Source organism: Deinococcus metallilatus, assembly GCF_004758605.1.
Classification (GTDB): Bacteria; Deinococcota; Deinococci; order Deinococcales; family Deinococcaceae; genus Deinococcus; species Deinococcus metallilatus.
In genome coordinates, this window is record NZ_CP038512.1 from 152,119 (window position 1) to 165,765 (window position 13,647).

13 protein-coding genes are annotated in these 13,647 nt (G+C 69.5%); 4 read left to right on the forward strand and 9 right to left on the reverse strand.

The annotated features are described in order from the left end of the window. Positions 1 to 81: 81 nt before the first annotated feature. From rsfS to cdaA, 5 genes are all read right to left on the reverse strand, one after another. Positions 82 to 498 (reverse strand): ribosome silencing factor, encoded by a 417-nt coding sequence (gene rsfS / locus E5F05_RS06635; protein WP_241687070.1) that lies wholly within the window; start codon positions 496 to 498, stop codon positions 82 to 84. Next, positions 495 to 1,823 (reverse strand): LCP family protein, encoded by a 1,329-nt coding sequence (locus tag E5F05_RS06640; RefSeq protein ID WP_129117842.1) that lies wholly within the window; start codon positions 1,821 to 1,823, stop codon positions 495 to 497. The genes rsfS and E5F05_RS06640 overlap by 4 nt, the downstream gene beginning before the upstream one ends. Further along, positions 1,820 to 2,470 (reverse strand): bis(5'-nucleosyl)-tetraphosphatase (symmetrical) YqeK, encoded by a 651-nt coding sequence (gene yqeK, locus E5F05_RS06645; RefSeq protein WP_129117843.1) that lies wholly within the window; start codon positions 2,468 to 2,470, stop codon positions 1,820 to 1,822. Before yqeK ends, E5F05_RS06640 begins: the two co-directional genes overlap by 4 nt. Positions 2,471 to 2,586: 116 nt before the next feature. Beyond that, entirely contained in the window at positions 2,587 to 3,573 is a 987-nt protein-coding gene (locus E5F05_RS06650) for a CdaR family protein (RefSeq protein WP_129117844.1), read from the reverse strand. After that, positions 3,570 to 4,406, reverse strand: coding sequence for a diadenylate cyclase CdaA (cdaA, locus tag E5F05_RS06655; protein ID WP_129117845.1), 837 nt, complete (start codon positions 4,404 to 4,406; stop codon positions 3,570 to 3,572). Before cdaA ends, E5F05_RS06650 begins: the two co-directional genes overlap by 4 nt. A gap of 535 nt (positions 4,407 to 4,941) precedes the next feature. Between cdaA and E5F05_RS06660 the strand changes: the two genes are divergently transcribed. Genes E5F05_RS06660 through E5F05_RS06670 form a run of 3 tightly spaced genes read left to right on the forward strand, consistent with a single transcriptional unit; the run spans position 4,942 to position 6,980 of the window. Continuing rightward, the gene (locus tag E5F05_RS06660; protein ID WP_129117846.1) at positions 4,942 to 5,622 is read left to right on the forward strand and encodes a metal-dependent hydrolase; all 681 of its coding nucleotides are present in this window, start codon (positions 4,942 to 4,944) and stop codon (positions 5,620 to 5,622) included. 49 nt (positions 5,623 to 5,671) lie between these two features. Further along, on the forward strand, positions 5,672 to 6,589 hold the full coding sequence (locus tag E5F05_RS06665; RefSeq protein WP_129117847.1) for a helix-turn-helix transcriptional regulator: 918 nt from the start codon (positions 5,672 to 5,674) through the stop codon (positions 6,587 to 6,589). Between the two features lie 43 nt (positions 6,590 to 6,632). Continuing rightward, positions 6,633 to 6,980 (forward strand): VOC family protein, encoded by a 348-nt coding sequence (locus tag E5F05_RS06670; protein WP_129117848.1) that lies wholly within the window; start codon positions 6,633 to 6,635, stop codon positions 6,978 to 6,980. A gap of 27 nt (positions 6,981 to 7,007) precedes the next feature. Here the strand turns inward: E5F05_RS06670 and E5F05_RS06675 are convergent, their stop codons facing one another. Then, positions 7,008 to 7,748, reverse strand: a complete 741-nt coding sequence (locus tag E5F05_RS06675; protein ID WP_129117849.1) for a ribonuclease HI — start codon at positions 7,746 to 7,748, stop codon at positions 7,008 to 7,010. 110 nt (positions 7,749 to 7,858) lie between these two features. On the opposite strand from E5F05_RS06675, the gene pyrE reads away from it, so the two are divergent. Continuing rightward, the gene (gene pyrE, locus E5F05_RS06680; RefSeq protein ID WP_129117850.1) at positions 7,859 to 8,419 is read left to right on the forward strand and encodes an orotate phosphoribosyltransferase; all 561 of its coding nucleotides are present in this window, start codon (positions 7,859 to 7,861) and stop codon (positions 8,417 to 8,419) included. A gap of 41 nt (positions 8,420 to 8,460) precedes the next feature. On the opposite strand, the gene E5F05_RS06685 is transcribed toward pyrE, so the two are convergent. From E5F05_RS06685 to E5F05_RS06695, 3 genes are all read right to left on the reverse strand, one after another. Further along, positions 8,461 to 9,108, reverse strand: coding sequence for a DUF2268 domain-containing putative Zn-dependent protease (locus E5F05_RS06685; protein ID WP_129117851.1), 648 nt, complete (start codon positions 9,106 to 9,108; stop codon positions 8,461 to 8,463). Positions 9,109 to 9,289: 181 nt separating this feature from the next. Continuing rightward, the gene (gene odhB / locus E5F05_RS06690; RefSeq protein WP_129117852.1) at positions 9,290 to 10,603 is read right to left on the reverse strand and encodes a 2-oxoglutarate dehydrogenase complex dihydrolipoyllysine-residue succinyltransferase; all 1,314 of its coding nucleotides are present in this window, start codon (positions 10,601 to 10,603) and stop codon (positions 9,290 to 9,292) included. 121 nt (positions 10,604 to 10,724) lie between these two features. Further along, entirely contained in the window at positions 10,725 to 13,568 is a 2,844-nt protein-coding gene (locus tag E5F05_RS06695; RefSeq protein ID WP_129117853.1) for a 2-oxoglutarate dehydrogenase E1 component, read from the reverse strand. Positions 13,569 to 13,647: the final 79 nt, after the last annotated feature.

Genomic DNA, 13,647 nt, shown 5'->3' on the forward strand with positions numbered 1-13,647 from the left:
TCAGGCGAATGTCAGGAGCAGCTTTCAGCGGTCAGCCCTCAGCTTTGTGTTGGCTGAAGGCTGACCGCTGACGGCTCTCTCCTACACCGTCCGGTTCGGCGCCTGCTCGGGGAAGGGCAGGACGCGGGCGTCGCTCCACAGCCCTTCCAGGTCGTAGTACTCGCGGGCGTCTTTGGTCATGATGTGGACCACGATACTTCCGCCGAAGGCGAGCAGCAGCCAGCGTTCACTCGGCCCCTCCACGGTGGGGCGGGGGAGGCCCGCCTCCTGCGCCTTCTCGCGGATGTTCTCCTGCACGGCGTTGAGCTGGAGTCCGGCGGTGGCCGTGCAGATCACGAAGTATTCGAGGGTGGAGGACACGTCGGTCAGGTCGAGCACGACCACGTCCTCGGCGCGGCGCTCACGGGCGGCGTCCACGATGGCGCGGAGCTGCTGGTGGATCAGGTCGCTGTGGGGGTTGGCACTGTGGGTGTCTGTGTTGCGGGTGTCTGGGGTCATCGGTTCTCCGGTGGGGTGGGGGCAACTTGAGAGGCGGCGTCCCCATTCAGGGCGCTCAGGGCGGCGAGGCTCTGGCGGGCGTCCCTGCCCAGCAGAATACCCACCTCGCCCGCCTCGACGGGGAAACGTTCGCCTTGCAGGCGGGGCAGCCCCAGCGTGTCGGCGAGCTGGGTGGCGGCCTGCACGTCCTGCTGGGTGAACACCTGGCTGGCCTCCCCGCTGGCGGGCACGCTCTGCACGGTCACGCGGGCATACCCCAGCGTCCGCAGCGCCCGCGCGAGTGCCGGGCCGAGGTTCGCGCCGCTGGCGTCCACGACGCGCACGGTGACGGCGGGAAGGTCGGGTGAAGCCTCCGCGCTGGCGGCCTCGTTCCCCGCCGTTCCCCACACCCGCGCCAGCGCCTCACGGTCCACCGCCAGATTGAAGCTGCCCCGGATCGTGCGGGTGGGGAGCGTGGCGAAGGTGAGCTTGAGGTGCGGCAGCTCCGGCAGCAGCGTGGGCAGCAGGTTCGGGTCCACGTTCGTCTCCACGCCGTTGCCGATGCCGCCCAGGATGGTGGGCAGCGCGCTGAGCCCCTGGGGCGACTTCAGCCGGGCGGCGAGCTGGGTCAGGGCCTGCTTCTGGTGGTCGATGCGCCCGTAGTCGTCCCCAAAGCCCTTGCGGACGCGCAGGAACAGCACCGCCTGCTCACCGTTCAGATGGTGGGGGCCCGCGCCCAGCTTGAGGTTCACCCCCGCCGCCTGGTCCACCCACTCGATGCCGCCTTCCGGGACGGTCACGTCCAGGCCCCCCAGCGCGTCGATCACCCGCGCCACGTAGTCGGCCCGCACGATCACGTAGGCGTCCACCGGTTCCCCGGTGATCGTCTCCACCGCCTGCGTCAGCCCCCGCGGGCCGCCCGACCAGTAGCGGCTGTTGACCTTCTGCGCGGCAGGAGACTGCCGGGGGTCGAAGTCCCCGACGTTGGTGTCGCGCGGGATATTCAGCACGTTGACGTGGGTGCCGTCCACCTTGACCAGCATCAGCGTGTCGGTGTTGGGCGTTTGCAGCAACCCGGTGCGCTGGTCCTGGTTCTTGCAGGGCGTGTGGTAGGCGCAGTACACGATGTCCCGCCCGGCCAGCAGCAGCGTGAAATGCGGCAGGCCCCCCGCGGGCAGGGCCGACGCCGCCGCGTTGCCGGGCGCGCTCAGCACCGCCAGGCCCCCCAGCGTCAGGGCCGCCAGGCTCAGGCCGAACACCTGCACGCCGCGCAGCCGTGCCCGGCGGCGGGACAGGGAGACGGGGTCGGAAGAGGCAGAAGGAGAGGTCGGTGGAGAAACAGTCATGTGGGGGGGTGGGGGTCGGGCGCGGTGGGAGCCAGGGCGCCGCCCGCCGGGGCCGTGACCACCGCGGGCTGACCCCCGCAGGACAGGGCCTGGTAAGCGCGCAGCGTGCGGGGATGCACCTGAATCCCGCGGCCCTGGAGGTAGGTCACCTTGGAGACGATGGCGCAGTTGAGGGCCGCTTCCAGGTCACGCAGCGCCAGCTCGCGGATGTCGTCGTTCACGCCGCGTCCGGGTTCGGACACGTCCGCCACGTACACGCAGGCGGCCACCGGGTTTCCGCCACGCGGGCCGGTGGTGTGGTCCTCGACGGCTTCCAGCACCACCCGGTCCGCGTACCCCCAGCGTTCCAGCAGGGTGCGCGCGGCCCGGCCGTGCAGGGCGAGGGGATGGGCGCTGTCGATGGGGCACTCGGGCGGCGCGAGGCGCAGCAGTTCGGCGTCGGGCAGGTCGCGGGCGATGTCGTGCAGGATTCCGGCCGCGTAGGCGCGGGCCTCGTCCAGGCCGTTGGCGCGGGCGATCCGGCAGGCGAGTTCGGCCACGCGCAGCACATGCTCGAAGCGGCGCGGGCGCACCATCAGCCGCACACGTTCGTCCCAGCCGACCAGTTCGGCCAGCGGGTGCCGGAAGCCGGGCAGCTCGGCGATCATATGGCCAAGTGGGTCATGCGCCACACCATAGCGGGAGTATACGCCCCGCCGCCCCCCAAATCCTGATGTTCACCCCAGTCGTTCCTCCTGGCCGCCTTTCCCGTGGGCCGCCGCGATCAGCGCGGCTCCGTCCCGCTCCCGGTGCCCGGCGTCAGGGAGGTGCGGCGTTCCACCGTCAGGCGCACGTTGACCCGCTCCAGCACCTGGGCACCGGCCGGGACGCGCAGGGTGACCGGGGCCGTGTAGGTGCCCTCGTGGTACGTGACGGTGCCGGGCACCTCGCGCAGGTTGGCCAGCAGTTCCGGTGCGGCGACCACGCGCACGCTGCTCGGCTGCACGCTGGCTGAGACGACCCGCAGTGTGGCGGGCGGACGGTTCAGCACCACGGGCAGGGTCTTGATCGGCAGCTCGCCGGTGTCCAGGCGGCGCACCGTGACGGTGGCGGGCCGGGTGATCACGCCCTGGACCGGCGCGCCCTGGTCGTTCAGGGCGATCAGGGGGGCCTCGTGGTCCTCACCGGGGGCCAGGGACAGCGGGCTGCTGACCAGGCGGCGCACGGTCGTCACCACCCGGCCCGGTCCGCTGACGGACGCCTCGCCGGGCGTCACGACGTAGCGGGGCACGCTGGTTTCGGAGGGCGCGGCGACACTCAGGGTCACCGGGAGCGTGCGGGTGAGCAGGGTATCCACGAAGCCCTGCACCCGCTCGGGCGTCTGCCGCCGCAGCACCGTCCCGGTGGGGGCCTGGACCGTCACCGGCCGGGTGAAGCTGCCCTCCGGCACGCCCGTCACGTCCACGACGGCGTCGATGGCGTCGCCGCTCAGCTCGCGCAGCCGCTCGGGCCGCCCACTGAGGATCACGCGGACGGTGGCGGGCGAGAGGCCGCTCACGGTGCGGGTGCCCACGCCGCGCCCGCCGGTCGTGTCGCTGACCGTGACCGGCACGTCGTAGCCCTGCTCGACGTTGGCGCGGCGGTCGGCGGTCGCCACGAACCACAGGGTCACGGCCACCGCCAGCGCCAGCAGCTTGGCGGGCAGGTTGTGCAGGAACCGCCGCCACAGGTAACGCGGGTTGGCCCAGCGGCCCAGTTGCCCCCCCGTCACGCGCTCCCCCGTTCGGTGGGCGGGCTCTCCACCCCGGCCTCGGGCATGGGGGGCACCGGGGCGGGAGGCAGGTCGCCATTCAGGTCGGCGCGGTCGTACACCAGCGCCCGGAGCTGCTCGCGCAGTTCGCTGCCGTTCAGGTCCGGCCCCAGCCGCCCGGCCAGCGCGATCCGCATGCTGCCCCGCTCCTCACTCACCACCAGCACCACCGCGTCGGTCAGTTCGGACAGGCCGATGGCCGCGCGGTGCCGCGTGCCGTAGCGGCGGTAGGTGCCGTCACTGGACTGGAGGGGAAAGAGGCAGCCCGCCGCGACCACCCGTGACCCCTGGATGATCACGCCGCCGTCGTGCAGGGGCGCGTTGCGCGCGAACAGTGCCTCCAGAAAGGGCGCGCTGACCACCGCGTCGAGGATCACGCCGGTCGCCGCGTACTCTCCCAGCGGCGTGCGGCGTTCCAGGGCGATCAGCGCCCCGGTCTTGCGCTCGGCCAGGCGCTCCATCGCCCGCGCGAGGTCTTGCAGCGCCGCGCCGCTCGCGCGCACGTCGCGCCCCCGCGGGCGGCCCACCCGTTCCAGCGCCGCGCGCAGCTCCGGCTGGAACAGCACCACCAGCGCAAAGAGGCCCACCGTGCCTGCCCGGCCCAGCAGGTAACTCAGGGTGGTCAGGCCCAGGAGCTGCGCCAGCACCCACACACCCGCAAATACCAGAATCCCGCGCAGCACGTTCACGGCGCGGGTGCCCACCACCAGCAGGTAGCCCTGGTAGATCAGGAACGTGACCAGCGCCACGTCCAGCACGTCCCGCAGGCTCAGCAACCCGGGAAACAGGGACATGCGCGGCGCTCCTTCCCGCCGCGTGGGCAACCGTGCGGCACCCGCCCACTATAGGGCCAGCGCCTGACCAGCGGCCCGCACAACCGTGAGAAAACAGGGCCACGCAAAGTCGCAAGGTTCGCACAGCCCTGGTCTAACCCTTCTGCTGCGCGGTTCTGCGAGTCCGGCCCTGCGGGCCACCTCCCCTCAAGACGGCTGATATGCATTACAGGGCTGGCGGGCAGGAAAAGCGGGAGCGTTTTTCTTGTCTGGCACGAGGGTGAGCTTCGCCCGCCACCCCCTCCCCAGCCCTCTGCTTCGCAGCTCTACGAGTCCCCTGCAAGGGGGAGGGAGAAAAAACCCATCCCAGACAGCGAGCTTCTATTGCGCATCAAGAGTTCAAAGGGGGGCAATGATATTGGCTTGCTGGAGGGCAATCAGCAAAGCTGACTGAGGGTTTGACCGGGGCGCGCACTTCCAAAACCGGACGTTGCGGTTGCCCTGCGTGAGGAAAGGCCCAGCGCATCTCTCCCGCGTCCTGTCTACACTGGGGGCTATGCAACTCCGTTTCCTGGGCCAGAGTGCTTTTCTGCTGAGCAGCGGCGACCACCGCGTCCTGATCGACCCCTTTATCGCGGGCAATCCCAAGTCGCCCATCACCGTTGAGGAGGCGCTGGGCTGGAACGTGGACGCCGTGCTGATCAGCCACGCGCACGGCGACCACTGGGGCAACGCGCTGGACTTTGCCAAAGCCGGGGTGCCCATCATCGGTACCGCCGAGATCGGCCATTACGCGGAGAAGAACGGCGCGCAGAACGCCGTCGCCATGAACATCGGCGGCACCTACCGCGCCCCCTGGGGCAGCGTCACGCTGACCCCCGCCTGGCATTCCTCCTCCTTTCCCGACGGCACCTACGGCGGGATGCCCACCGGCCTCATCATCGAGATGGACGGCGTGCGGGTGTACCACGCGGGGGATACGGGCCTCTTTTCCGACATGCGGCTGATCGGTGACACGGGCCTCGACGTCGCCCTGCTGCCCATTGGGGACCACTACACGATGGGGCCGGAGGAGGCCGCCCGCGCGCTGGACCTGCTGCGTCCCCGCATCGCCATCCCCATGCACTACGGCACCTTCCCGGTCCTGACCGGCGACCCACAGGTCTTTGCGCGCGAAGGCCGTGAGCGCGGCGTGGACGTGCGGGTGCTGGCGCCGGGGGAGACGACGGAAGTGTGAGGGGCAATTCCCCGGCGGGGAGAAGCTGCCGGAATCCTAAACTCTCCCCATGAACCGGACGGACCGCCTCTTCGCGTTGCTGCTTGAACTTCGCGGAGAGGGCTGGACGCCCGCCGAAGACCTGGCCCTCACCTTTGGTGTCAGCGTGCGGACCGTTTACCGCGACATGCTGGCTCTGGGCGAGGCAGGTGTGCCGCTGGTCAGCTTGCCGGGCAAGGGCTACCGCCTGCTCGAAGGCTATTTCCTGCCACCGCTTCACCTGACGGTGGAAGAGGCGGTGATGCTGACCCTCGGCGGCGACGCGGTGCGGGGGGCTTTCGATGCCGAGTACGCCCAGGCGTTGACCTCGGCGCTGCGCAAACTGGAGGCGGCTCTCCCCGAGGGCAAGCGTGTGGAAGTGGCCGAATTGCGCCGTCACCTGCGCGTGATTCCACCGGATGAGAGCGGGGACGCCGAGTTGCTGCGGCGGTTACGCGCTGCCGTGCTGGGCCGCCGCGCCGTGACCTTCGCCTATCACAAGCCGGATGCCCCTGTGGAAACGCGAAAGGTCTATCCCCTCTCCCTGATTCACCTGCATGGCGTCTGGCTCCTGGGTGCGTTCGACCCGGCACGCGGCGCGCGGCGGACTTTCCGCCTCACCCGGATGGCCGAAGTGCGCCTGTTGCCGCAGACGTTCGAGCTTGACCCCCGCTGGCGGGCCGGTCTCGCTCCAGAACGCGAGCGGCGGGGAGTGCAGGTCCGCTTGCAGTTTCCCCACGAACTCAGGCGGGCCGTGCGGGAGCGGCCGCATTTCTTCCAGATGGCAGAACAGGATGTGGCGGGCGGTTTTGAAGTAATCCTCCAGATCCGTGACCTGCGTGACGTTCTCGCCTGGGTATTGTCGTGGGGCGCGGGCGTCCGGGTATTGGAGCCACCCGAACTGCGCGAGCAGGTCCGTGAGGAAGCGCGGCGGATGCTCCTGACATAGGGATGTCACTGTCCTCCGGCAAGCTGGATTCAGGAGGTCAGAGATGAAAACCATTCTCGCTTTTGTCACCCTGCATACGCCCGATTACCCGGCGGCCCGCGCCTACTTCACCGAGGTGCTGGGCTTCGAGCCGACCGAGGAGCGCCCCGGCGCGAACGCTTTCGTGCAGGCGAGCGGTGCCGGGCTGGCGATCCGTGAAGACCGTGAGGCCAGACCGCCGCTCGGTGTGGGTGTGACCGCCTATTTCATCGTGCCGGATCTGGAGAACTACCACACGCAACTCGCCCGGCGCGGCGCGGAGATTGTTGAACCGCCGCACGACATGCCCTTTGGCCGTACTTTCACCGTAAAGACCCCTGACGGCCACCGGCTCGGCTTCTACGAGGCCTGAACGGCGGGACCGCTCCCCCCTCCAGGCCTACCCCGTCCCCTGAAACTCCACCTGCACGCCCAGCCCGTCCGCCGTCTGCCGCGCCTGGGCCAGCTCGGCGTGGGCGGCGGGGCGCAGGGCACGCTCGGGCCGTTGCCAGAGCGCCTGCGCGACCTTGCTGGCCCGGCGCACCAGCAGCACCTCACCGGGCCGCGCCAGGGTGACGGCGGCCAGGAGGGCCTGGGCGCTCGGCGGCACGTCCGACAGCGGATCGAGGTTGACCAGTGCCGTGACCCGTTCGCCGTGACGGCGCAGGCTGACGCGCGCCTCGGGCAGGGTGGGCCGCTGCTCGATCAGCACGTCGGCATGGGGTCCGGCTGCGGTGGGTGTGGCCAGCCCGCGCCGCGCGTCATTGGCGAGGTCGTGGGCCGACAGCATGTGCCGCCGGGTGCGCGGCACGTACGCCACCCGCAGCGGCACGCCCCGTGCTCCCGCCTCGTCCTGCACTTCCCGGGCGAGGTCCGCCAGCAGGTGCGGCCCGCGCCCCCGGCCCACCGACGCGATCACGGCCTCGTTGTCCGTGTAGACCGCCAGTGGCTCCCCTTCCGGCGCGTGCCGCACGGCTTCCAGCACCGCGCGTAATTCGGCGGCATTGTTGTCGGGGGCGTCCAGTTGGCCCTGGTAGCGGGCGGGCAGTTCGCCCGGCAGCAGCAGCACCAGCCCCCAGCCGCCCACGCCGTGCCCGTCCGGGCGTTCGTGCCAGCTCGCGTCTACGTAGGCCTGGTTCATGGGCCGTCTCCACCGCTGCGCTGAAGGCTGACTGCTGACCGCTGGCGGCTCTTCCCCATCGGCCTCCCATCATGCACCCCCCGGCACATGCAGAATGCGATACTCGCCGCATGGACGTTCTGGCGCTGTACCGGGAAGCAGGCGCGTACCACGAGGGGCATTTTCTGCTCGCGTCGGGCCGCCACTCGCCCAAGTTCCTGCAATCCACCACTGTGCTGCAATACCCCCACCTCACCGGGCAAATCGGGCAGGCCCTGGCGGAGAAGCTGCGCGAGGAAGGCATCCAGGCCGACCTGCTCGTCGGCCCCGCGATGGGCGGCGTCGTGCTGGCTTATGAGGTGGCGAGGCATTACGGCACCCGCGCCATCTTTGCTGAAAAGGACGGCAAAGGCGGCATGAAGGTCCGCGAGGCGTTCAGCATCCAGCCCGGAGAAACCTTCGTCGCTGTCGAGGACGTGCTGACCACCGGGGGCAGCGTCCTGAAGGCCGTCCGCGCGGTGGAGGCGCTGGGGGGCAGATGCGTCGCTGTCGCCTGCATCGTGGACCGCCGCAAGGAGGAGGGACCGCTGGAAGGGTATCCGCTCGTCAGCCTGACCCGCCTGACCTTCGACACCTACGCCCCGGACGAGGTGCCGGAGTGGCTGGCAGCGCGGCCCTTGCAGGAGATTTGAGGGATGGAGGGTGTGGGTGATGGGCGGTAGGAAAGACAGGGCTACGATTTGCCTTGCTCCCAGACAGCCCGGAAGAGTTCGGCTGGGGCGTCCGCATGGCTCATGGCGTTGCCGCCTTCCACGTTAAGAAAGCGGCGCACGAGTTCGTAGCCGAGCGCGTACCCGGCCCAGCGGGGGAGGTTCGCCGCCTCCGAACCGAAGAACCAGGCGGCGTGGTTGTAGGTAGGCGTGTACAGTTCCGCCCGTGCCCGCTGCCAGAGGGTATCCAAGCTGGAGTCAACGTGAGCGTAAGGCGGCGGCGCCCCCCGTTCCTCTGCCTCGAAATGCTGCGCCAGTCCCTCCGATACCAGGGCTTCCAGCAGCGTCCGCCCGTACCCCGGCCCCCGCCAGCGCCGCGCGTGGTGCAGTTCGTGGGCGAGGGTTGCGGGGACCTCGGTACGCCACCGTGTCATGAAATACGGGTTTTCTGGCGTGAGTGTGACCTGTACCCAATGGGGAAGGGGGGAGTAACCGCCGACGCCTGTTTCCGGCAGCGTCCAGGGCGTCATGTACACCGCCACATCCACCCCGTCCAGCCCCAGCCGCGCCGCGTGCCGCGTGAGGGCCTCCTGCGCCACCTCCCGCACCCCAGCTTCCAGTTCGGGGGAGAGGAGGCCCCCCGCGGTCATCAGGTGCAAGACATTTGCCATGCCCCAACCTACCGGCCCGTCCAGCCCCGGCGCGTCCGCTGAAGCCTGTAGCCCACCGACTGAAAGCGGCCAGCCTCCTCCCCGGAAAGCTGACCGCTGACGGCTGAACGCTGAATAGATCGGCGCGGGGCGGCCCGCGCCTCTTGTGCCTACTCGCTCCGCTCGCCCCTGACGGGTGGCATTAAATCTCCAGCAGCATCCGCGCCGGGTCTTCCAGGGCGTTTTTGATCGCCACCAGGAACAGCACCGCTTCCCGGCCGTCGATGATGCGGTGGTCATAGCTGAGGGCCACATACATCATCGGGCGGATCACGACCTGGCCGTTCTCGGCCACCGGGCGCTCGATGATGTTGTGCATGCCCAGAATCGCGCTCTGCGGTGCGTTGATGATCGGCGTGCTCATCATCGAGCCGAAGGTGCCGCCGTTGGTGATGCTGAAGGTGCCGCCGCTCATGTCCTCCAGCGTCAGCTTGCCAGTCTTGGCCTTCTGCGCGAACTCCGCGATCTGCTTCTCGATGTCGGCCAGGCTCATCTGGTCGGTGTTCCGCAGGATCGGCACGACCAGCCCGCGTTCGGACGCCACCGCGATGCCGATGTCGTAGTAGCCGTGGTAGATGATGTCCTTGCCGTCCACGCTGGCATTCACGACCGGGAACTGCTTGAGGGCCTCGGTCGCCGCGCGCACGAAGAGGCTCATGAAGCCGAGCTTCACGCCGTGCTTGGCAACGAACTGGTCCTGGTACTTCTTGCGGAGGTCCATCGCGGGCTTCATGTTGATCTCGTTGAAGGTGGTCAGGATCGCGGCGGTGTTCTGCACCTCCTTCAGCCGCTCCGCGATGCGCTGGCGAATGCGCGTCATCGGCACGCGCTGCTCGGGCCGGTCCCCCTGCGGTACCTGAATGGCGGGCGCCTGGGGCGCGGGTGCCGGGGCCTGAGCGGGCGCGGCCTGGGTGGTGGTCGCTGCCTGCTGACCGCTCGCCGCCCCCAGCGCGTCCGCCTTGGTGATGTTGCCCTTCGGCCCGGTCGCGGGAATCTGCGCGGGGTTGAGGCCCTGCTCCGCGACGATCTTGCGGACGGCGGGGGAGAGGTCGTCGCGGCGGGTGGCCTCGTTCGCGGCGGGCTGCGGTCCCGTGCTGTCGGCCTGGACGGCGGTGCCGCCCGCGGTCGGCTCGTTCGCCACCGGGCCGCTGACCGTTGCCTCGGCGGGTGCGGTGACGGCCGGAGTGCTGGCAGCTGCGCTGCTGGCGGCGGGGGCGCTGCCCGCCTCACCGATGGTGCCCAGCACTTCCTCGCTCAGCACGGTGTCGCCCTCGTTCTTGGCGACGCTGGTCAGCACGCCGTCCTGCTGGGCGGTGACTTCCAGCACCACCTTGTCCGTCTCGATCTCCGCGATGACCTCGCCGCGCTTGACGGCGTCGCCGGGCTGCTTGTGCCAGGTCAGCAGCGTGCCCTCGCTCACCGACTCGGAAAAGACTGGAACCTTGATTTCGGCCATAACGTGTCCCTTTATACCCCGCAGGGGGCGTGACTCACGCGGTGACGCCAGGAAGTCAAAAGGTCTGACCGTCTAAAGGTCTAAGAAGTTGCCTTTAGACGGTCAGACCGTTAGACCCCCCTCACGCCTGCGGCTTGGCTTCCTCGATCAGCGGCACCTGCGCCTTGACGTCCTTGCGCGTTACCGGCTCGCCCAGCGCGGCGGCGATCACCTGCGCCTGCTCCAGCGCGTGCACGCTGGCGTAGCCCACGGCCGTGCTGGCCGAGCGCGGGCGGCTGGCGTGCGTGAGGGTCTGGCCCGGGGCCAGCGCCTGTTCCAGGTCCTCGCGGATCATCAGCCAGGCGCCCTGGTTTTCCGGCTCCTCCTGCGCCCAGACCACCTGCGCGCCGGGGGACTTGGCGAGTTCGGCCCGCAGCGCCTCGGCGGGGAAGGGGTAGAGCTGCTCCAGGCGGATCAGCGCCGTGCCTGCCCGGCCTTCCTTGTCGGCATCCCGCGCCTCGAAGAGTTCCCAGTGCAGCTTGCCGGAGCTGATGACCACCCGGCTGGCCTCCCGCACCGTGTCGTCCCCGATGACTTCCTGAAAGCGGCCTTCCGCCAGTTCGGACAGCGGACTCATGGCGAGCTTGTTGCGCAGCAGGCTCTTGGGCGTCATCACGATCAGCGGCTTGCGGTAGGGGCGCAGCACCTGGCGGCGCAGCAGGTGGAAGATCTGCGCGGCGCTGCTGGGCACCACCACCTGCATGTTCTTCTGGGCGGACAGTTGCAGGTAGCGCTCCAGGCGGGCGCTGGAGTGTTCCGGCCCGGCCCCCTCGTACCCGTGCGGGAGCAGCATGGTGAGCCCCGAGAGGCGCTGCCACTTGCTCTCGCCCGCGCTGAGGAACTGGTCGATCACCGCCTGCGCGCCGTTGGCGAAGTCCCCGAACTGCGCTTCCCAGGCGACCAGCGCCTTGGGCTCACTGGTGCTGTAGCCGTACTCGAAGGCCAGCACCGCTTCCTCGGAGAGCGTCGAGTCCACGATCTCCACCCGGCCCTGGTCGGGCGAGAGGTGCGCCAGGCTGACGTATTCCTCGTTCTGGGGGTCCTGCGCGCTCTGGTCGTGCAGGACGGCGTGGCGGTGGACGAAGGTCCCGCGCCCGCTGTCCTGGCCGTCGAGGCGCACGTTGAAGCCCTCGACCAGCAGGGTCGCGTAGGCCAGCATCTCGCCCATGCCCCAGTCGAGCGGCTGCTCGCCTTTCGCCATCGCCCGGCGGGCGTCCAGCACCCGCTTCACGCCCCGGTGCGGCTGGAAGCCCTGCGGCACCTCGGCCAGCTTGAGGCCCAGCTCGGTGAGTTCGGCCTGGGGCACCGCCGTGGGCGTCTCCTCGGTCCAGTGGGTGTGGACGTACTTGCTCCAGTCGGCGGCCAGCGCGCTCTGCTCCCGGTTCTCGATCTCCTCGACCACCGCGTCCCCCGCGTCGAGCTTGTCGCGGTAGCGTTCGACCAGCGCGTCCGCCTCGCCCGGCTTCAGCACGCCCGCCTGTTCGAGCTGCTGCGCGTACAGGGCGCGGGTGCCGGGATGCCCCTTGATCTCGCGGTACATGATCGGCTGGGTCATGGTGGGGTCGTCGGCCTCGTTGTGGCCGTGGCGGCGGAAGGAGATCAGGTCGATGAACACGTCCTTGCCGAAGGTCTGGCGGTATTCCAGCGCCAGGTCGCCGCAGAACGCCACCGCTTCCGGATCGTCGCCGTTCACGTGCAGCACCGGCGCGTTGGCGATCTTGGCGACATCGGTGCAGTAGCGGCTGGAACGGGTGTCACGCGGGTCGCTGACCGTGAAGCCGATCTGGTTGTTGATCACGATGCGGACGGCCCCGCCCGTCGTGAAGCCGCGCAGGCGCGAGAGGTTCAGCGTCTCCATCACCACGCCCTGCCCGCTGACGGCGGCGTCCCCGTGGATGGTGATGGGCAGCACCTGCTTGCGCCCCGTGTCGCCCCGGCGGTCCTGGCGGGCACGCACGCTGCCGTGGACGACCGGCGAGACGATCTCCAGATGCGAGGGGTTGAAGGCCAGCGCGAGGTGCATCGGCCCGCCGGGCGTGCGCACGTCGCTGGAAAAGCCCATGTGGTACTTCACGTCGCCCGCAATGTCGGGGTTGTCGCTGAGCTTCTTCTTGCCCTCGAACTCCGCGAAGAGGTCGGAGGGCTTCTTGCCGAAGATGTTCACCAGCACGTTCAGGCGGCCCCGGTGGGCCATCCCGATGACCGTTTCCTTCACGCCGAATTTCCCGGCCTGCTGGATGATGCGGTCGAGGAGCGGGATGAAGCTCTCGCTCCCCTCCAGCGAAAATCTCTTCTGGCCCACGTACTTGATGTGCAGGTAACGCTCCAGCCCCTCGGCGGCGTTCAGCTTCTGGAGAAAGCGGCGGCGTTCTTCCGGGCTGTAGGGGCCGCGCCCGCGCGTCGGCTCGATGCGTTCCTGAAACCACTTGCGCTCATTGGCTGGGAGATAGTTGAACTCGAAGCCGATGGAGCCGCAGTACGTCTCCTGGAGTTCCGCGATCACGTCGCGCAGGGTGCCGCTGAAGGCCCCTTCCTGCACATATTCGTTCAGGTCCGCTTCCGAGAGGCCGTAGAACTGCGGCGTGAGTTCGGGCACGACCGGGAGGCCGCGCATCCTGAGCGGGTTGGTCCGGGCGCTGATGTGGCCGTACACCCGGTAGGCGGTGATCAGCGCGCCCGCCGCCTGCTGCGCGCCGCTGACGCCCTGGGGCACCGGGACGACCATTCCGCCCCGGCGCTGGGTGCCGAGCTGGTAAAACGCCTGCTGCACCGCCGAATGGGCCGTCTCGCGCGCCTCTCCGCGCAACTCGTCGAAGTAGGCGCGCCACTGGGGGTCCACGTTTCCAGGGTCGGCCAGGTACGCCTCATACAGCCCCTCGATAAAGGCCGCGTTCCCGCCGGACATGATGGTCTGCGACTGCGTCATAACGCCCTCCAGCATACCCCTCGTCTGAAAAACAGACTGGGCGGCCGCGCGCCTCCGCCATGTTCCCGCCTGGGGCACA

Coding starts and splice junctions, on each gene's coding strand:
- rsfS (WP_241687070.1), bottom strand. CDS start 498: ATGACCCCAGACACCCGCAACACAGACACCCACAGTGCCAACCCCCAC.
- E5F05_RS06640 (WP_129117842.1), bottom strand. CDS start 1,823: ATGACTGTTTCTCCACCGACCTCTCCTTCTGCCTCTTCCGACCCCGTC.
- yqeK (WP_129117843.1), bottom strand. CDS start 2,470: ATGATCGCCGAGCTGCCCGGCTTCCGGCACCCGCTGGCCGAACTGGTC.
- cdaA (WP_129117845.1), bottom strand. CDS start 4,406: ATGTCCCTGTTTCCCGGGTTGCTGAGCCTGCGGGACGTGCTGGACGTG.
- E5F05_RS06660 (WP_129117846.1), top strand. CDS start 4,942: ATGCAACTCCGTTTCCTGGGCCAGAGTGCTTTTCTGCTGAGCAGCGGC.
- E5F05_RS06665 (WP_129117847.1), top strand. CDS start 5,672: ATGAACCGGACGGACCGCCTCTTCGCGTTGCTGCTTGAACTTCGCGGA.
- E5F05_RS06670 (WP_129117848.1), top strand. CDS start 6,633: ATGAAAACCATTCTCGCTTTTGTCACCCTGCATACGCCCGATTACCCG.
- E5F05_RS06675 (WP_129117849.1), bottom strand. CDS start 7,748: ATGAACCAGGCCTACGTAGACGCGAGCTGGCACGAACGCCCGGACGGG.
- pyrE (WP_129117850.1), top strand. CDS start 7,859: ATGGACGTTCTGGCGCTGTACCGGGAAGCAGGCGCGTACCACGAGGGG.
- E5F05_RS06685 (WP_129117851.1), bottom strand. CDS start 9,108: ATGGCAAATGTCTTGCACCTGATGACCGCGGGGGGCCTCCTCTCCCCC.
- odhB (WP_129117852.1), bottom strand. CDS start 10,603: ATGGCCGAAATCAAGGTTCCAGTCTTTTCCGAGTCGGTGAGCGAGGGC.
- E5F05_RS06695 (WP_129117853.1), bottom strand. CDS start 13,568: ATGACGCAGTCGCAGACCATCATGTCCGGCGGGAACGCGGCCTTTATC.